Source organism: Enterococcus asini ATCC 700915 (genome assembly GCF_000407365.1).
Lineage (GTDB): Bacteria > Bacillota > Bacilli > Lactobacillales > Enterococcaceae > Enterococcus_C > Enterococcus_C asini.
The window spans coordinates 1318821-1335981 of record NZ_ASVU01000001.1 but is presented as its reverse complement, the minus strand read 5'-3'; the positions used below and the strand labels follow the sequence as shown (position 1 = coordinate 1335981).

17 protein-coding genes are annotated in these 17161 nt (G+C 49.5%); 5 read left to right on the top strand and 12 right to left on the bottom strand.

Translation table 11 applies throughout. From position 1 onward, the window contains the following. The first annotated feature begins 3 nt into the window (after positions 1–3). The 4 genes from I579_RS06535 to I579_RS06520 all read left to right on the top strand — a co-directional run bounded on the left by I579_RS06535 (position 4) and on the right by I579_RS06520 (position 2107). Positions 4–486 (top strand): isochorismatase family protein, encoded by a 483-nt coding sequence (locus tag I579_RS06535; RefSeq protein ID WP_010754401.1) that lies wholly within the window; start codon positions 4–6, stop codon positions 484–486. Positions 487–552: 66 nt separating this feature from the next. Continuing rightward, complete coding sequence (locus I579_RS06530; RefSeq protein ID WP_010754402.1) at positions 553–1002, top strand: DUF305 domain-containing protein; 450 nt, start codon at positions 553–555, stop codon at positions 1000–1002. 171 nt (positions 1003–1173) lie between these two features. Next, positions 1174–1632 carry an arsenate reductase (thioredoxin) gene (gene arsC / locus I579_RS06525; RefSeq protein WP_010754403.1) on the top strand — a complete coding sequence of 153 codons (459 nt, stop codon included), beginning with the start codon at positions 1174–1176 and terminating at the stop codon, positions 1630–1632. A gap of 43 nt (positions 1633–1675) precedes the next feature. After that, on the top strand, positions 1676–2107 hold the full coding sequence (locus tag I579_RS06520; protein ID WP_010754404.1) for a GNAT family N-acetyltransferase: 432 nt from the start codon (positions 1676–1678) through the stop codon (positions 2105–2107). Positions 2108–2196: 89 nt separating this feature from the next. Here I579_RS06520 and I579_RS06515 read toward each other — a convergent pair whose 3' ends face one another. From I579_RS06515 to I579_RS12520, 11 genes are all read right to left on the bottom strand, one after another. Continuing rightward, positions 2197–3063 (bottom strand): aldo/keto reductase, encoded by an 867-nt coding sequence (locus I579_RS06515; RefSeq protein WP_010754405.1) that lies wholly within the window; start codon positions 3061–3063, stop codon positions 2197–2199. A gap of 105 nt (positions 3064–3168) precedes the next feature. Next, the gene (locus I579_RS06510; protein ID WP_010754406.1) at positions 3169–3585 is read right to left on the bottom strand and encodes a MerR family transcriptional regulator; all 417 of its coding nucleotides are present in this window, start codon (positions 3583–3585) and stop codon (positions 3169–3171) included. Between the two features lie 141 nt (positions 3586–3726). Further along, the gene (locus I579_RS06505; RefSeq protein ID WP_010754407.1) at positions 3727–5451 is read right to left on the bottom strand and encodes a dipeptide ABC transporter ATP-binding protein; all 1725 of its coding nucleotides are present in this window, start codon (positions 5449–5451) and stop codon (positions 3727–3729) included. Beyond that, a complete protein-coding gene (locus I579_RS06500; RefSeq protein ID WP_010754408.1) occupies positions 5448–6386 on the bottom strand; it encodes an ABC transporter permease in 939 nt (312 codons plus the stop codon). The genes I579_RS06505 and I579_RS06500 overlap by 4 nt, the downstream gene beginning before the upstream one ends. After that, complete coding sequence (locus I579_RS06495) at positions 6386–7453, bottom strand: ABC transporter permease (RefSeq protein WP_010754409.1); 1068 nt, start codon at positions 7451–7453, stop codon at positions 6386–6388. The genes I579_RS06500 and I579_RS06495 overlap by 1 nt, the downstream gene beginning before the upstream one ends. Before the next feature lie 282 nt (positions 7454–7735). Continuing rightward, a complete protein-coding gene (locus tag I579_RS06490) occupies positions 7736–9412 on the bottom strand; it encodes an ABC transporter substrate-binding protein (RefSeq protein ID WP_010754410.1) in 1677 nt (558 codons plus the stop codon). A gap of 387 nt (positions 9413–9799) precedes the next feature. Continuing rightward, complete coding sequence (gene trpB, locus I579_RS06485) at positions 9800–11029, bottom strand: tryptophan synthase subunit beta (RefSeq protein WP_010754411.1); 1230 nt, start codon at positions 11027–11029, stop codon at positions 9800–9802. A gap of 338 nt (positions 11030–11367) precedes the next feature. Continuing rightward, positions 11368–11586, bottom strand: a complete 219-nt coding sequence (locus tag I579_RS06480) for a DUF2922 domain-containing protein (protein ID WP_010754412.1) — start codon at positions 11584–11586, stop codon at positions 11368–11370. An 11-nt stretch (positions 11587–11597) separates the two neighbouring features. Beyond that, positions 11598–11807: a hypothetical protein gene (locus I579_RS06475; protein ID WP_010754413.1), complete on the bottom strand. Its 210-nt coding sequence runs from the start codon at positions 11805–11807 to the stop codon at positions 11598–11600. Positions 11808–11873: 66 nt separating this feature from the next. Continuing rightward, positions 11874–12371, bottom strand: a complete 498-nt coding sequence (locus I579_RS06470) for a hypothetical protein (RefSeq protein WP_010754414.1) — start codon at positions 12369–12371, stop codon at positions 11874–11876. Positions 12372–12682: 311 nt separating this feature from the next. Then, positions 12683–14092 (bottom strand): DUF4373 domain-containing protein, encoded by a 1410-nt coding sequence (locus I579_RS12520; RefSeq protein ID WP_010754415.1) that lies wholly within the window; start codon positions 14090–14092, stop codon positions 12683–12685. Positions 14093–14547: 455 nt separating this feature from the next. Between I579_RS12520 and I579_RS06460 the strand changes: the two genes are divergently transcribed. Then, on the top strand, positions 14548–15369 hold the full coding sequence (locus tag I579_RS06460; RefSeq protein WP_010754416.1) for a hypothetical protein: 822 nt from the start codon (positions 14548–14550) through the stop codon (positions 15367–15369). A gap of 347 nt (positions 15370–15716) precedes the next feature. On the opposite strand, the gene I579_RS06455 is transcribed toward I579_RS06460, so the two are convergent. Next, positions 15717–17144 (bottom strand): DUF438 domain-containing protein, encoded by a 1428-nt coding sequence (locus tag I579_RS06455; RefSeq protein ID WP_010754417.1) that lies wholly within the window; start codon positions 17142–17144, stop codon positions 15717–15719. Positions 17145–17161: the final 17 nt, after the last annotated feature.

The following is a 17161-nucleotide window of genomic DNA, read 5'->3' as shown; positions in this document are numbered from 1 at the left end:
GCCATGTTAGTCATTGTCGATATGCAAAACCGCATTCTCGATGAAAACGACGAGAATTACGTGCCCACCGCGACGAAACTGATCCCACCTATTAAAGAACGCTTGAATCACGCACGGCAAACAGGTGAACTGGTGATTTACACCCGGGACATCCCTGTGGAATATCAAACTGAAGAAGAACACCCTAAACTGCAAATTATCTCGGAATTGGTACCCCTTGCTACGGAAATGATTTTAAAGAAGCACTACTTTGCGCTTTCACCCCAACAACTTTTGGAAATCCAGGCTTTACCAGAAGTAGAAGGCCAAAAAACCATCGAACTGGTAGGCGCGGAATTGAACCTCTGTGTATTGGCCAACACGCTGGCCTTGCAAAGCGTCTTTCCCGAAGCTGACTTATTTATCAAAACCAAGCACGTCACCGGTAATGCCCTCAGCCAAGAAACGTTGGCGTTGTTACGGGAGTTCCATGTTCAAGTGGAGTGACTTTTTTAGAAAACCACACAGCACCTGTCCTGTCCCTTTTGCCCAAATTAGAAAAGGAGCCTAAAAATGAACAAGTATCTAAAATTTTTCCTGATGATTGCCACTTCTACCCTTTTGATGTTTTTCATGATGTATTTCAATCTTTTTTCGTTTAGTCATTTCTTTTTCAGCCAGACTCGGCTGTTTATGGCATTGATGATGGGCGCTGCCATGGCGATCATCATGCTTATCTTTATGTGGAAAATGTACTCTAATAAAAAAGCCAATGTCGTTATTTTATGTGGCAGTATCCTGCTTTTTGCCGGTTCTCTTTTTATGGTCCGCAGTCAAACCGCCGTGGATGATGTGGCCTGGATGAAAGCCATGATTCCCCACCATTCCATCGCTATTCTCACTAGCGACCGGGCCAATCTCACCGATCCTGAGGTCAAAGAACTGGCCAAAAAGATTCTAGAAGCCCAAGAAGCAGAAATTGACGAGATGAAAGAACTCATCGAGAAATTAGAAGAGCAATAATGTAGCATAAAAAAACGAGGGGCTTATCCCTCGTTTTTTTATAATCGCTAACTAGCAAGCTGCTGGGCGTCTGTTCAGTGCTTCACCAAAAACTAGTAGCCGCAACTGGGCAAAGCTATTTTGAGAATCGCAAAGTCGTGCTACACTAAAGCAAAACCTTAGGAGGACTTTATGCAAAAAATCTACTTTCTCTGCACCGGCAATTCCTGTCGCAGTCAAATGGCGGAAGGCTACGGGTGTGCCTTGTTGCCTCGCGACCAATTTGAGGTCAAGAGCGCCGGGATCGAAACCCATGGCCTGAACCCGAAAGCCGTGGCAGTCATGGCAGAAGACGGCGTGGACATCAGCCAGCAGACTTCGGATTTGATCGATGCGACTTATTTTCAAGAAGCGGACTTGATCATCACTTTGTGTGGGGACGCAAAAGACAAATGCCCGCGAATTCCCCTCACGGCTACCCATCTCCACTGGGATTTGCAAGACCCGGCCAAAGCCCAAGGCAGTGAAGCAGAAATCATGGCCGCCTTTCGCAAGACTCGGGATTTGGTGAAGGCGCATGTGCTGGAATTACTCAACGTAACAGCTGAGGAAAACTGCCCCAGCTGGAAAATCCCCGCCCCGCCCTTTTAGCTAGACGAAAGCTCTTAACTAATTTGCCACAAAGGATGATTCCATGGAACTAACGATTAAAACCTTTCAAGAACTGACCACAAAAGAGCTGTATGAAATCCTCAAAGTCCGCGGGGCTATTTTCGTGGTGGAGCAAAGCTGTGCTTATCAAGACATCGATGGCTTAGATGAAGCAAGTCTGCATCTGTTTTATGAAGCTGGCGGGCAAGTCCAAGCTTATCTACGGGCCTTTGAAAAAGAGCCCGGGGTCGTACAAATGGGCCGGGTTTTGACCTTGCGCCACGGGGAAGGTCTAGGCGGTCGCCTCTTACATGAAGGCATCCTCGTCATTAAAGAACAGTTTCATCCCAGAAAAATCGTGATTGAAGCCCAGTGTTACGCCACAGGTTACTACGAAAAAGCCGGCTTTCAGCGCTGTTCCGAGGAATTCCTAGAAGACGGCATTCCCCATGTGAGGATGGAGCTTACGCTGTGATGTGCCGGTTTCGCGATAAGAACATAGGAAAAAAGGCGCACCCATCTTGGGACGCGCCTTTTTAATTAGCTCAGGGCTTTTCGTTGTGTTTATTTTTCTGTGTCCCACATGCGCTTCATAAACCATTCCACCTGTTCCGGCGCATCATGATCGAAGAAAGCAGACTCTTTTTTGTCCATGGATTGGATGGTGGCCATGTCTGAGGCCGTCAATTCAAAATCAAAGATGTCGATATTTTCTGCCATGCGTTCTGGATGCACAGATTTCGCCAAAGCTACAATGCCCCGTTGCATTAGCCACCGTAAGACGACTTGCCCCACGGATTTCCCGTATTTGCTGCCAATTTCCGCCAAAATCGGATTGGTGAACAAGTCGTGATGCCCTTCTGCAAAGGGTGCCCAAGCCTCCACTTGCACCCCGTATTGCTCATGCCAAACAAGGTCCGCTTCTCGTTGATACCAAGGGTTGACTTCAATTTGATTGACTTGTGGTTTCACTTCATTTAAGCCCACGAATTCAATCATTTTCGCCGCTTTAAAGTTGGAAATCCCAATTGCCCGCACTTTGCCCGCCTGTTGAGCCGCCACCAGAGCCCGCCAAGCGCCATAAATATCGCCATAAGGTTGGTGAATCAGGTAAAGATCCAAATAATCCAAGCCCATAACGGACAAGGAATGCTCGATTGTGGCAGCCGCCTTGTTTTCCGGTGTCTGCAAGATAAAGAGTTTTGAGGTGACAAATAATTCCTCCCGGGTTACTAAACCTTCTTCAATGGCTTGCTTAATCCCTGCCCCGGTTTCTTTTTCATTGCCGTAAACCGCCGCCGTGTCGATCAAACGATAGCCGATTTTAATGGCTTCATAGACCGCTTGAGCAGTCTCGTCACTGGGAATTTGGTAGACGCCAAAGCCCAATTGAGGCATGGTAACGCCGTTGTTTAATGTAATAGTGTTCATTTCATTTCCTCCTTTAATTCAAGCTCCGGAGTTCTTTTTCACCGGCGCCTGTGGTAACAAACTCAGACTAAACCCTGAAGTGCACTCCAAGGCAAGAACAATGCTTCAGTTTCGCTCCCAAAGTTTTTCTACTTTCGCTGGAGGGATTGTCCCAGCTTGGAATTTACCCACATGCTCGTCATAAGTCTCGATTTTGTAGACTAACAACTCCCGCACCTGCCGCATTTGCGCTAGTTTTTCGTCTAACTCTGCCAGCTGATCGTGCAAAATCTGTTTTTGGGCTTCCTCCACATTTTGTGTCTCCCGGAGCTGAGCCAAATGGGCAAACTCGATTAAAGATTCTACAGAAAGCCCGGCATTACGCAGATTTTTTGCTAAGTAAATCCAGTTCAAATCATTGGTCTGATAATCCCGATAGCCACTTTCATTGCGATTCACCGGGGGAATCACCCCCACCCGTTCGTAATAGCGCAAGGTATCCACACTTAAGTCAAACATTTCTGCCGCTTTTTTAATATTCATCTTGCGACCTCCCAACTTTTATCACTAGTATAAACCCTTGAGTGAACTCCAAGGCAATGAAAAACACCTCCCTTTTACGAGAGGTGTCGTGATTTGCTTGATTTGCTTGATGAACGTTAGCTGTAACATCCTGTCAGCTAACTAGTTGCTTCCCCGCTGCACCACCGGATCAGGTATGGGCAGTGAAGCCAAAAGTTTCTTGGTATAAGCTTCTTTTGGTGCCGTCAAAATCTGGCCCCCGGTGCCTTTTTCCACGATTTGTCCTTTGTACAAGACGGTGATGTAATCAGATACCATGTCGATAACCGCCAAATCGTGGGAAATAAAGAGACAAGCAAACTGCAATTCGTCTTGCAGTTCTAAGAAAATCTTCAAGACCTCCGCCTGCACGGAAACGTCCAAGGCCGATGTAGGTTCGTCGGCAATGATAAAATCCGGCTGCAAGGCGAGTGCTCGAGCCAGCCCCACCCGTTGTCGTTGGCCCCCGGAGAGTTCGTGGGGATAACGGGTGGCAAAAGATTGGGGCAGATGCACCATTTCCAACAATTCCGCCACTCGGGGCAATGCGTCCTTGGCTTTTTTCACCCCAAAACCTGAAGGAGAGTTCGGCCCGGCGACAATCATGGGTTCTGCCACGGCTTCCCCAATGGTCAACAAGGGGTTAAACGAACCATAGGGATCTTGGAAGACATAGCCAATGCGCTGGCGCAACAGCCGCCGCTCTTTCGTGGGAATCTCCGAGAGCACATCCCCGTAGACTTCCAACTTGCCGGAAAATGGCGAGAGCCCCATGATCGCCCGGCCAATGGTGGACTTCCCGGAACCGGATTCTCCCACGAGCCCCATGACTTCCCCTTTGCGAATTTCAAAGGAAACGTCTTTGACCGCTTGAAAGGCGGGACTGCCTCCATGAGCAGGATAGGTCACGCTCATGTTTTCGGCTTTCACCACGATGTCTTCTGGCCGAGCATCCGCATCCGGTGCCACTAATAACGGCACTTTTCGGGTGTTTGCCCGGCGTGTCTCTTCGGCGATTTTCGGTACCGCCGCCAAGAGTTTTTGGGTATAGGCATCTTTTGGCGCTTGGAAGAGTTCGTAGACATCGGCGCTTTCCACAATCCTTCCTTGGTTCATGACAATCACTCGGTCCGCCATGTCCGCCACCACCCCCATATTGTGAGTAATCAACAAAATGGCGGTGTTAAACTCGGCACGAATGTCTTTTAACAAGGCCAAGATTTCCGCTTGCACGGTGACATCTAGGGCCGTGGTGGGCTCGTCGGCGATAATCAACTTTGCACCTAGCACCAAGGCTTGGGCGATGACGATTCGCTGTTTTTGCCCCCCGGAAAACTGATGGGGATAATAATCCACCCGGACTTCCGGATCGGGAATGCCGACTTTTCCGAGGATTTCAATGGCTTTTTTGCGGGCGGAGTCTTTGGTCAGCTTGGCACCATCGCAAAGTTCGGGATGAGCCCGTAAGCCTTCCGCGATTTGCCAGCCGACTTTATATACCGGGTTCAAGGCGGTGGCAGGTTCTTGGAAGACCATGGCCGCGTCCACTCCCCGCATTTTCCGCAGTTCATTGGCAGATAGTTGGTGCACATCCACGAGGCCTTTGTCCCCTGAGCGTAAAAACACAGTGCCGGCTTCAATGGCGGAATCCGGTAGCATTTGCAAAAGGGCCTTAGAGGTCACGGATTTTCCGGAACCAGACTCTCCCACCAGGGCCAGAATCTCCCCGGGGGCAATGGACAAAGAGGCGTCTTTGACCGCATCGAAGTCCCCGTTGTCGGTACTAAAGCGGACTTGTAAGTGGTCGATTTGTGCCACGTCTTGTGTGGTTTTGGTATCTAGAGTCATTTTGTTGCCTCCTTTGTAAAAGGTGTCGGTTTCTTCCGCAAGCGTAAGCGAGGATCGGCTAAATCGTTCAGCCCTTCTCCTAAAAGGGTGATCCCGATTACCACGATAACGATGGCCAAACCAGGAAAGACCGCAGTCCACCAGATACCCGCCGTCACGTCGGAAATCGCCCGGTTCAAGTCATAGCCCCACTCGGAAGCGGCAGATGGCTCGATGCCTAGGCCTAAGAAGCCCAAACCTGCCAAGGTCAAAATCGCTTCGGCGGCATTCATGGTGATAATCACCGGCAGCGTCCGCGTGGAATTGCGCAACACATGACGGAAAATAATCCGACTTGTGGAAGCCCCAATCGCTTTGGCACTATCCACGTAGGCTTCGTTTTTAATCTTCATTACCTCGGAGCGCACCACCCGCAAATACTGGGGCACGAAGACCACGGTAATGGAAATCCCGGCAGACATGATGCCCCCCATGACGCTGCCGCCATTGGCATTGAGCATAATCGCTAAGACAATCGCCAAGAGTAATGACGGAAAGGAGTACACCGCATCGGCAATCATCACCATGATGCGATCGAACCAGCCCCCGAAATATCCGGCTACTAGCCCTAAGAAAGTCCCTAAGAATAAGGAAGCCACCACGGAAATGATAATCGCCAAAAGAGCCGTGCGAGAGCCCCAGATTACCCGGGATAAAACGTCTAAGCCCCCGACCGTCGTCCCTAAAAGGTGGCCTTCTCCCGGCGCACTTTGAGGCACGAAAGACACCCCATCCGCTTTCGTTTGAGAAAAGCCATAAGGGGCCAGTTGAGGGGCAAACAAGGCGCAGAGTAAAAAGAGCACCATGATCACGAGACCGCACAGAAGCATAAAGCGCTGCAAGCCAACAGATTGGCGAATTTGTTTGATTAAAGGCCATTCTTTTACTTTTTCCATCACTTGCTCTCCTCCTTCTGGCGAATTCTCGGATCGATGGCCGCAGCCGCCACATCCACGATAAAATTGGTCAATGAAACGATCACCGCGATTAAAATCACGATCCCTTGCACCGCATTAAAGTCCCGGGCTTTGATCACTTGGGACAATTGATAGCCGAGACCCTTCCATTCAAAAGTCGTCTCCGTCAAAATCGCCCCGGCCAACATCATGGCGATATTCATCCCCATGACCGTGATAATCGGCATTAAGGCCGGTTTCCACGCGTGCTTGTTGACAATCCGTTTTTCCGTCACCCCTTTAGAGCGGGCGGCAAAGACGTAATCCGTGGACAAAGTAGAAATCAAGTTCGTGCGAATCAAGCGGATAAAAGTCGCCGCCGTCAGCAGTCCTAAGGCCAAAGCCGGCAAAATGGCGTGTTGCAAAACGTCCACGATAATCGCTGTATCTCCGGTTTGGAAGGCATCAATCAGGTTAAAGCCTGTGGGACGGGGGACACTTTGCAGCTGAGCTTCGTAAAAAGCGGACACCCGACCGCTAGAAGGCAGTATGGGGATGTACACTGAAAAGATCAGCTTCAAAACCAGCCCTAAAAAGAAGACCGGTGTGGCGTAACAAACGATGGAAAACAGGCGGATCACCACGTCCGGCCAGCGATCCCGGTAGCGAGCCGCCAGTTTCCCTAGTGGAATCCCCACGACTAAAGCTACGATGGTCGCCAGTATCGCCAACTCAAAGGTCGCCGCGCCGTATTGTTTCAAGATTTCCGTTACTGGCATGGACATGGACGTGGAATTTCCCAAGTCGCCTTGCAATAAATTGCCTAGATATTCGATGTATTGCACGATTACTGGGCGGTCGTAGCCGGCTTGATGTACCCGGGCAGCGATTTCCGCCGGGGGCAGTTTGCCAGACAAGGCCACGGTAATCGGGTCTCCCGTTAAACGAGTCAAGAAAAAGACCACCGTCACCAAAATCAGGACTGTCGGAATGACGAATAAAAACCGCACCAGACAGTACCGGAAAAAGCTATTGGTTAAGGGGGACTTTATGTGCTTTTTCTCCATGTAGCAAATCCTCTCTCCTATTAAAATCCTTACTCAGGGGTTCTAGGGGTTTTTGTTTGAAAACAACAGTTGGTAAAGCAGTCTGGCCTTGCTTCCGGTGGATTATGCAGGTGGCAGTAGGACCGCCAAATGACAAATGAACTTTTTGTGGCATTTTCCGCTCCCACAGCGACGTGAGCAATTCACTGGAATCAAGGAAAAACAACTGGCTTCACATTTTCACCAGCACCAAACAGCAAACCCGGCGGTGCGCACACCACCGGATTGCCGGTTTTACACAAGTTATTTCGAAATCGCACCATAGCGGAATTTGAAGGAAGCATCTAAGGTATCTTCCACACCCTTCACATCCGTACCGGAAACGGCGATTTGTTTGCCTTCCAAAAGTGGCAAGGTTGGCAAGTCTTTCGCCAGGGTTGTTTGCAAGCCTTCGATTTTCTTTGTCCGACTGTCGTGATCCAGATCAGAGATTTCTGCCGCCAACTGGTCTTGTACCTCTTTTGAGTCATAGCCGTTGTGAATGAAATTGTCTTTGCCAAAGAACGGGGTCAAGTAGTTGTCCGCATCGGAAAAATCTGGGAACCAGCCCAATTGGTAAATCGGATAAGAACCATTGGAATCATCGGTGATTACCCGGTCTTTGGAGTAGGTCGACCACTCTGTTTGCGCCAAGTTCACGGTGAAGAGACCGGTTTCTTCCAATTGTTGTTTCACCGCCGCGTATTCATCCGGGGAAGAAGAACCATAGTGATCCCCGTTGTACTGGATGTTGATTGCCAGTGGCGTCTTCACACCGGCTGTTTCCAAGACTTCTTTGGCCTTGTCCACATCCGCGCCCCCTTGGCCGTCGCCGTATGCTTCTTTCAAGCTTGCCGTGAAGCCGGTGAAAGAAGATGGGACGAAGGAATACGCTGGATCGTAGGTGCCCTTGTAAACATTATCCGCGATTTCTTGCCGGTTAATAGAGTGGGCAATCGCTTGACGCACAGCTAAAGCTTTGGCCTCATCCGCTTCTTCGGTTGCCGTACCAAATGGTTGAATCGCCAAGTTAAAGGTCATGTAGCGCAATTCCCCACCAGGGCCTTCGTGAACTTTCACATTGTCTTTGGCTTCCAAATCTTCAATGTCTGTGGCTGTCAAAGAACGGAAAGCCACGTCGATTTTGTTGTTTTGAATGTCCAGTTTCATATTGGACGCATCCGCATAGTATTTCACTTGATACTTGCCTGCCGCCGCATCCCCATAGATGCCTTGGTAGTCTTCATTTTTCGAGTAGGCCACGGAGTCGTTAATAGCATAGGTGTCAATCACCAGGGGCCCGGCAAAGGCTTTGGCCTTCACGATGTCCGCATCCGGCGTCAAATCATCGGGACTAAAGACTTCCTCATCCACGATTGGTCCCGCCGGTGTCGCTAGGACTTGCTCCCAAGTGACATTGTTCGCCGTCTTCAAGTGGAAGACTACGGTGGTGTCGTCGGTAGCTTCCACGGATTCCATGTCTGCTAGTAAAGAAGAAGGGCCATTGCCTAAGTCTTTGCCGTTTTCCCCGATGGTCACCACTCGTTCAAAGGAGAAGACCACGTCTGAAGCGGTTAAGTCATGGCCATTGGCAAACTTCAAGCCCTCTTTAAGCTTCACCGTGTAGCTTAAGCCATCCTCGGAGAAAGCCCCTTTTTCCGCCGCAATATCCGGTTCCGGCACATCGGAACCATAAGGAAAGTTGTACAAGAACGGATAGACATTGTTTTCCACGGTAAAGGAACCATTGTCATAAGAGCCGGCTGGATCGATGGTCACGATCTTATCCGTAGTCCCTAAAACCACCGTATCTTTCGGAGTACTCCCACCACCACTGGCTTTTTTGCCAGAATTTGAACTGCAAGCCGACAAAACCAACAATGACGCCAAACTAATTCCTAGCGCTGTCCACGCTTTTTTCTGAAATGATTTTCCACTCATACCATAACCCTCACTTTTAATAATTATTCAATCCAACTGCCAAATAAAAAAACTTTATACGATTACTTATTTCTCAGTTTTCATGTATTTCTCATCACAAATTACCAGTTTGCTCGTTCCTTCAAAAAATGATGGTTAAAAAACGCGCTATTATCGCTTTTATCCCCATATCTTTTACTTATTTCCTCCTTTTTTATAATTGTCGGAAAATTTCCATAAAAATACTATGGTTTATTATACATACACTTGAACTATGAGACAAGTAAAAAGATTAATTTTTCAGAAAATTCCTTTTCTTGCGACAAATAGTTAAGGAGCTATTATTGACTGTCACGCAAAAAAAAAGACGAGGAACTACTCCCTCGCCCGTTTTACTCAGCTAGTTTTTTAAATCTCCACTCCTAAATAATCCGCAATTTGCTCCACGTCTTTGTCTCCCCGACCGGAAATCGTGATGATCACCACATCATCCCGGCTCATCTGAGGTACTTGCTTCATAGCTTCGGCCACCGCGTGAGAGCTTTCAATGGCCGGAATGATGCCCTCCGCCTTACTCAAGGTCAAGAAGGCTTGCACCGCTTCCTCATCGGTAATCGCCTGATACTCCGCCCGGCCGCTGTCTTTCAAAAAGGCGTGCTCCGGCCCCACCCCGGGATAATCCAGGCCAGCGGAAATGGAATAAACCGGCGCTACGTTTCCTGCTTCATCAAAGAGGCCATAGGTGTTCATCCCGTCTAAAATCCCCACCGTGCCCTTGGTCATCGTCGCCGCGTGTCGCCCGGTGGCCACTCCATCCCCGGCCGCCTCGGCACCAATCAAACGCACCTTAGGATCCCCAATGAATGCCGCAAAACTGCCAATGGCATTGGAACCGCCACCGACACAGGCAAAGACCGCATCTGGCAAGCGCCCTTCCTTTTCCAAAATCTGCTCTCTGGCCTCCTCACTGATGACTTTTTGGAAATCCTTGACCATCATGGGATAAGGATGGGGCCCCACCGCCGAGCCGATAATATAGAAAGTATCTGCCAAATGCTCCACTAAATCCGCAAAAGCCGCATCCACCGCTTCTTTTAGGGTAGCTTGTCCCGCTGTCACCGGCACCACCCTAGCCCCCAGCATCTCCATGCGAAAGACGTTGAGTTTTTGCCGGCGACAGTCTTCAGCTCCCATGTACACCACGCACGCTAAACCAAAGCGCGCCGCCGCAGCCGCTGTCGCCACCCCGTGTTGTCCCGCCCCGGTTTCCGCAATAATCCGGGTTTTGCCCATGCGTTTTGCTAGAAGGATTTGGCCTAGGACGTTATTTAACTTATGGGCACCTAAGTGATTCAAGTCTTCGCGCTTCAAATAAATCTTTGCCCCACCTAGTTGTTCGGTTAATTTTTCCGCATGGTACAAAGGCGTCTGGCGGCCGCAGTAATCGGCTAAAAGCGCCCGGTATTCCTCGTCAAATGTCGGATCGGCCTTGGCCGCTTCATAGGCTTCCGTAATTTCATCCAAGGCAGTTAGCACCTCATCCGGCACGTATTGCCCTCCAAAATTTCCATAGTAGCCGGAATTGGTGTCTTTTTCTTTTGCATCCACGGTTGTTTGATTCATCATTTCGTTTTTCATTTTGCTTCCCCCATTGTTTTGATTTGGCAAAAAAGGTAAAAAAAGACCGGCAAGCTGAAAATCAGCTCTCCGGTCTTCCAGTAAAAGAGTGATGACCGGCATAGATGTCTTTGGTGTACGCCAAAGCTGCATCTATGCCAACGCATACACGCAACCTCAACTATGCCAGTTCCACCAGTAACATGCGCGCTTACTCATCTCTTTCACTCCTTCTCGTTTAGTTTGTCAAAGTATAGCAAGTTCAAAATACAATTGCAAGAATTTTTTTATTATTTTGTCAATTTATTAAAAAATCACCGACAAGCGCAGGTTCTGCGCTTGTCGGTGATTCATTTCCCTTAATCTTCAAAAATCGGGGTCTCAATGGTTTCGATATACTTGGCTTCTTTCACCTGGTCATAGAGCTTCACATCGTCTTTTTCAAATAAATTCAAATCCCGCAAAACATTCATGCAGTCTCGTACCGTAAGCTCCGGCAAGTTGTCCGCCGTCAAGCGTGGCTCCAAATTCCGGCGTTTGCCCTCACTGTCTAAAAAGGTCATTCGTAGTTTTTTCATCTTTCTTCCTCCTAGTCTGCTGCGTACTCTGTCTTTTCCGTCTCCACAACACTGGTGATCTCGTGGTCTTTTGGCAATAAGGGACCAAAAACGTCCATCAAACCGAGAATCTCATTTTCTCCGCCCCCTTGAATGCCATTGTTCATCGTTTGCTTCACCGGATTTTTTTCTCCCGGCACTTGAATCATCACGCCAAAGCTGGTTTCCAAATGTGCTTTCATTTTGTTTCCTCCTAAATTCGTTTTTGTAGGCCCTACACTATTAACACGAATAAAACAGTTGTAATGTCAAAGGTTTGGATAAAAGTTTTTAAAACTTTTTTTCAGCTGACAGCGATAATACGACAGCCGGGAGCGGCTAAAGCCCGTCTCTTGGGGTTCTTTGAGCAATACCCAAAACTGTCTTTGCTGAGACGGGCGCAAAGATTCCCAGCAAGCGGCAAAGTGTTCCTCATCTTCCAAGGCTTGTAGCACACTTTTTTGGGTGTCAGCTAAAACCTCGGCCACTTCCGCTACTTCCACCGCTCCTGAGACTTGCTTGCAACTTTGCCGGCGGAGGTCCAACAAAAACCATAGCAAGCGCTGATAGATTTTTTCTTCCGGATAGTCCAGCAAAAAGTGCAGCAAGGTGGGACATTTTTTCATCCACTGCACCAAGACCAAATTAAGCTCTTGGCGATAGTCCTCATAGTCCGGGTGAAAATAAAAGACACCCCCGCGACTGAGCACCCGATTGATTACCTCTGTGTATTCCCCTAACAAACGACTCATTTCTACTTCGCTCATCTTGTTTTCCTTCTTTGTCTTAAATTCCGGCCGGTGACAAAAGAATAACAAGTCAGCGCCTAAGAACAGCGCCAGAAATTCGGTACCCAATCAGTCAAAATCACCTAGAGCCCCCGGAAAATAACTGCCAAAAACAAATTTTTTTGGGCCACTATCCCCCGCAAGCGTCCCTTGTTTTCCTTGGCTTTCTCCCTATCTGCCCCACCACAAACCTCAGGAGAAATTCCCTATGGTTTGGTGGGATTTCCGACTGATTAGAGGATTTTTCATAGGCCGTCAGGGGTTTTGCTAACGTGGAGCAGGACAACGCCTCACGTTTTCCCAATCGTTTCCCCTTGATTTGCCTCCGTATACACAGGATTCTCATAGTCTGCGTCCTCTTGGTAAATCCAGGCCAATTCCGCCGGGGTCGGGGTATAGCTCGTGTCCACCTCGTAGCCTTCTCCCATGAATAAATAACACTCTTTTTGCAAACGCAGCCAGGTTTTCCGATCCACTGAGGGAGTTTTCAGCTGGCTCCAGTCGATACTATCCCCTTTTGCGCCACCTTTATTTCCCCCAGAAGACTTATGAGCAGCGGCTTTTGCAAAGCCCGCCGACTGGTGAGAAAACCTTTGGGAACGCTGGGCTTGATAGGCCGCAATGCTGGCTAAATCAGAAACTCCGGCCTGGCGCCACTCCTTTAAACAACTGCGCACAAAGGACAAAGCCCGGGGCGATTGCACTTGTTTTTCTCCGGCGATTTGCACCGCTTGGGCCACTACCTCATCCCCGAAGTCGGTGACTAAGCGGGCGATTTCCTTTTGCACCAGGGCATTGGGCATTTGCCAAAGGGCACACCACGCCTGATAACTTGCGGTAGTTGCGAGCTGGGGACACTCATGAGATAAATACCCCGCCTTTTGTTTCGTGGCGGGTACGTTCGCTACAGCCTCAGCGCTTGTTTGTTTCGTGGCGGATACGGTCGCCACAGCCTCGTCACTTGTGGGAGTTGTCAGTCTCCCAGCATCGCCTTTTCCTAAGTCGGCCTCAGGTTCCGGAGGCATGGTCGTCGCCAAAGAAGCCAGCTCGCTGTCACAAAAATCGGCTCCGACTTCTTTACCAACAGGAACAGAAATTCCCTGATTGCCCAACTCCTCCACCACTACGGACGTATCTGGCACAAGCGTTGTCCCCTGGTCATTCCCCTCACGTGAATACTGGGAACAAGGACTTGTTTCCATCCCTGAAATTGGATTTCCAGCAAGGGGCACTGCTTTTTCCGAAGGCGTCGTCTCTGTAGTTTCCTTTTCAGCCTTCGCCAAGTGGGTCAGCTGTAAATTACTCCGAGCGGCCTCGGGCACGAGAAAATACTCCGCCACCATGTTCACCCCTTTGCGCTTATACGTCGCCGCCAAATAATGCCGCTGAATCTCCTTGGATGTCAAAATCCCATGGGAGCTAAAGCACTCCTGGTCAAATAACCCCACCGCCAGCGCCTTTTTCACCACAGCGTGCACCACTTCCTCCGTGGAAAAGCTATCCACCGCCACCAGAAAACACAGGTCATCATTCCATTCGGCATAGTAGCCCCGTTCTTTGTACACCGCCCCCAATAGGGTCAGCAAAATCACGGTACTGATTGGTCCAAAGGCATGATTCAGCTGCCGCACCTTGATCTCCCGATAAAATTCCACGTCCAAAGGGTGATAATCCAGTCCTTGCTTCAACGGTCTTGCCATGTTGCATCCTCCTCTTTTTACCGGCTTTACTCTTAACACGAAAAAAACACCCGTTTTGTCAAAGGTTGTCGAGAAATTTTTTAAATTAATTTTAATTCGTCACAAAAGGCCTGTCTGCTAGCCGCCTGCCTGGGGTTTGAAAGCACTTGCCTTGCGCGCACTTTCTCATGCTAGAACTACTTTAAGCAAGCGGCGGCTTTTCTTTTCTATCCTTTACTTTTCTTTTCTTTACTTTAGGGGTTATGGCTATCCGAAACCCCGCTGTGTTATCTTTGTTTCCTTCTTAAAAGGAGTAACTTGCCTCTTATCCCATTTTTTTGCACCAATTATGAGAAAAGTTGTTATCTCAAGGTCTTTTCCGAACATACATTCTCATAGTACACTAGAAGGGTAAAAATCGTGATGGCAAGAGACTTCCTTTGTCTGCCCGGTCTTTTTGCCTGAGAGGAGCCCCTATGCTAACAGAAAGCCAGTTCGTCCAATGTGAAAAAATCGCCCATCAGACCATGCCCGCCTTAAAAGCACAGCTCGACCGGCTGGATGCCGACTACCTCCATAAGGGCTTCGATTTGCCTCTTTTGGCCCAGATGATGGAGCCCCTCATCTTGCAACACGCCATGGATTTCAGCCAGACGATTCTGGCCTTGTGCCCTTTACCTGCCAGCGAAAATCAAACCTTGGTCGTGACGAAAGCTGGCCTTTACAAGCTCAATCGCCGGCCCAGCCACATCCTAAACGAACTTTTGCAAGAGCATATTCAACTGCCCTTTGACCGGACCTATGAAGGTACCCTTTGCCAGATTTTAGGCGACAAGCACTATAAGCTCCCCGCCGCTTGCCCGTATTTCAGCTTGTTTCCCGTGGGTTCGAAAAATGACGAAGGCCAGACCCTGTGGCTCAATCCCGCCAGTCTCTACCATATTTTGCCCGCAGACTTTGGCCAGACCATCATTCACACTACTTATGGCCTGAGCCTTTTGGTGAGCCAGCGTCCGGATTCACTGACCAATCTTTTGCGACAAGCTTGCCTGTGCCACGGAATTTTGAAGCGGCAAGAGCGGCGAGTTCCCGGTCCTACCACCGCTCTCCAGTCCTTTTTAGGCTTTAGCAGTACGCCGATTTTGGACCGGGTCTTGGACAAACTCTGCGTTCAAGACATTCCCGGGAAGCGAGGAAGTTTTTTGCCGACTTATTTGGCTCTCCACGACGCCCAACACCGGGAAGACTGGGAACTCGCCGCCGAAGCAACTCGCCGCAAATGCTTGGCCCAGGGGTAGTGGGCCTGGGTAATCGCTTTGGATAGTTAGTTTAGATAGTCGGCCTGGATTATTGGCCTGGCAAATCAGCTTTGATAATTTCCTTGGCTACTTTTCTCGACCGCTTATTTCGCTAGTATCCTAGCTGAGCTATTCTTAGCACACCGCTACTTCTTTACACAAAAAAGCCCCCTGCTCACCACAAGCAGAGGGCTTTTTCAAATTACTAACCAATTTTCCTTTACAAAAACAGTCACACCAGCTGACTTTCGCTTTTTTTCTCCTTTGCCACCGTTTAAGGGTGCATTTCCCCATAAAGGAAGCCAGACTTGTCCAGAACAGGGAGTCGTGGCTTCTTTTTTTACCGACTATTCCGCCGGCATTTTTTCAGAAGGCTCCTTTGTAGCAGCCGCTTTTGAGGTAGCTACCGGGGGCTGTTCCTGATCCAGCAAGCGGCTTTGACCTTCCAGCTTTTGGATTTCCGTAATGTCCTGAGTGACCTCCAGACAGCCTAGATAGCCACTGTCGTCACGCAAGGCAAAGTAGCGGATATAGACTTTCTTAGGCCCCAGGTCGATCCAAAACTCGGCCTGATCCCGGGTTCCCGCCCGAAAGCCGTCCAAAATCGCCTGAACCATGTGCATGCTTTTCGGCGGGTGGCAGTTGACCACCGCCCGGCCAATCACCGACTTCGTCCGGGGGAAGACCCGCTTGTGCCCCTCGGAATAAAAACGCACGATATCCTCAGCGTCCACAAAGGTCAAATCCACGGGCAAGACTTCAAAGATGCCTAACAACTCTGGCAAGCCCAGAACCCCGGTGGGAAAGACCACTTGTCCCGGAGAATCTTGTTTTTCCCAGTCGTACTCACTGGCTGGTGCCCCAGCTTTCTTCTGAGCACTCTGGTCGCCGGTTGCATCTGCCAAAGATTCCCCCGCCGCCAAACCCGCGGCGATTTCCGCCGTGGTCTCCCGGGCTTGTTGGATTGCCGCTTGCCGAGCCGGCTCCCGCTCTTTTTCCTGTTCCAAAGCTTGTACGCTAGGCTTCCACGGCAAAGGTTCCGGGATATAGGCAAAGCCGATGTCAAAGCTATCGGCGGCGATTTGCGCCCAGTCCCCTAGACTGAAGACATCCAAGGTCATGGGCACCATGATTTCCTCTTCCTTGAAAATCATCTCCTCGATCTCCTGCTTCAAAGCCTCCCACTTTTCCGATAGGGGATTAAAGGCCGCTTTAGGATTAGCCACATAGGCCCGCAAGTCTTTGATCATATCCCGCACATCGTCGTCCACGCCCCACATCACCTTAGGAGGCGCCGTGATGCCGTATTTCTCCATATAGCTGAAAATCAACGTCTCTTTCCGGGCATAGTGGCGATCCAACTGCCCCAGATCCGTCAGTGCCGCTAAAAGCCGTTCCCGCTGGCTCCAGTCCCCTTTTTCCAGCTTCTTCAATAAATCATCAATCTCATCGGTCAATAAAGACTGCAACACCTGATTTTCCAATTTCAGCGTGTGTACCGGATGTCCCGGCTGCTCGTGGTCATAGTTCGAGCGATGAATCTCGTTAATCGACCCTTTAAAGACCGCCGCGTGAATATTGCACAGGCGTTGAATCTCCGTGGGGTCCAAGCCACTTTGAATCAAAGCCTTTTCCGCCGCGGTGATCTCCGTGACGTCCACCCCATCAAACTCTTCATTGAACAAAGCTTTGGCCTCTTCAAAAGAACCCCCTTCGTGCAATAAAGACAAAATCTCCACGATGCGGTCTTGCCGCCGTTGTTTTTCTTCCTTCATCTCGTACCTCCTACTTA

What these genes read in the sequence shown, in the direction of transcription:
- I579_RS06455 (WP_010754417.1), bottom strand. Translation starts at nt 17,144, where the DNA reads ATGAAGGAAGAAAAACAACGGCGGCAAGACCGCATCGTGGAGATTTTG.
- I579_RS06495 (WP_010754409.1), bottom strand. Translation starts at nt 7,453, where the DNA reads ATGGAGAAAAAGCACATAAAGTCCCCCTTAACCAATAGCTTTTTCCGG.
- I579_RS06470 (WP_010754414.1), bottom strand. Translation starts at nt 12,371, where the DNA reads ATGAGCGAAGTAGAAATGAGTCGTTTGTTAGGGGAATACACAGAGGTA.
- I579_RS06535 (WP_010754401.1), top strand. Translation starts at nt 4, where the DNA reads ATGTTAGTCATTGTCGATATGCAAAACCGCATTCTCGATGAAAACGAC.
- I579_RS06500 (WP_010754408.1), bottom strand. Translation starts at nt 6,386, where the DNA reads ATGGAAAAAGTAAAAGAATGGCCTTTAATCAAACAAATTCGCCAATCT.
- I579_RS06520 (WP_010754404.1), top strand. Translation starts at nt 1,676, where the DNA reads ATGGAACTAACGATTAAAACCTTTCAAGAACTGACCACAAAAGAGCTG.
- I579_RS06530 (WP_010754402.1), top strand. Translation starts at nt 553, where the DNA reads ATGAACAAGTATCTAAAATTTTTCCTGATGATTGCCACTTCTACCCTT.
- trpB (WP_010754411.1), bottom strand. Translation starts at nt 11,029, where the DNA reads ATGAAAAACGAAATGATGAATCAAACAACCGTGGATGCAAAAGAAAAA.
- I579_RS12520 (WP_010754415.1), bottom strand. Translation starts at nt 14,092, where the DNA reads ATGGCAAGACCGTTGAAGCAAGGACTGGATTATCACCCTTTGGACGTG.
- I579_RS06460 (WP_010754416.1), top strand. Translation starts at nt 14,548, where the DNA reads ATGCTAACAGAAAGCCAGTTCGTCCAATGTGAAAAAATCGCCCATCAG.
- I579_RS06475 (WP_010754413.1), bottom strand. Translation starts at nt 11,807, where the DNA reads ATGAAAGCACATTTGGAAACCAGCTTTGGCGTGATGATTCAAGTGCCG.
- I579_RS06490 (WP_010754410.1), bottom strand. Translation starts at nt 9,412, where the DNA reads ATGAGTGGAAAATCATTTCAGAAAAAAGCGTGGACAGCGCTAGGAATT.
- I579_RS06515 (WP_010754405.1), bottom strand. Translation starts at nt 3,063, where the DNA reads ATGAACACTATTACATTAAACAACGGCGTTACCATGCCTCAATTGGGC.
- I579_RS06505 (WP_010754407.1), bottom strand. Translation starts at nt 5,451, where the DNA reads ATGACTCTAGATACCAAAACCACACAAGACGTGGCACAAATCGACCAC.
- I579_RS06510 (WP_010754406.1), bottom strand. Translation starts at nt 3,585, where the DNA reads ATGAATATTAAAAAAGCGGCAGAAATGTTTGACTTAAGTGTGGATACC.
- arsC (WP_010754403.1), top strand. Translation starts at nt 1,174, where the DNA reads ATGCAAAAAATCTACTTTCTCTGCACCGGCAATTCCTGTCGCAGTCAA.
- I579_RS06480 (WP_010754412.1), bottom strand. Translation starts at nt 11,586, where the DNA reads ATGAAAAAACTACGAATGACCTTTTTAGACAGTGAGGGCAAACGCCGG.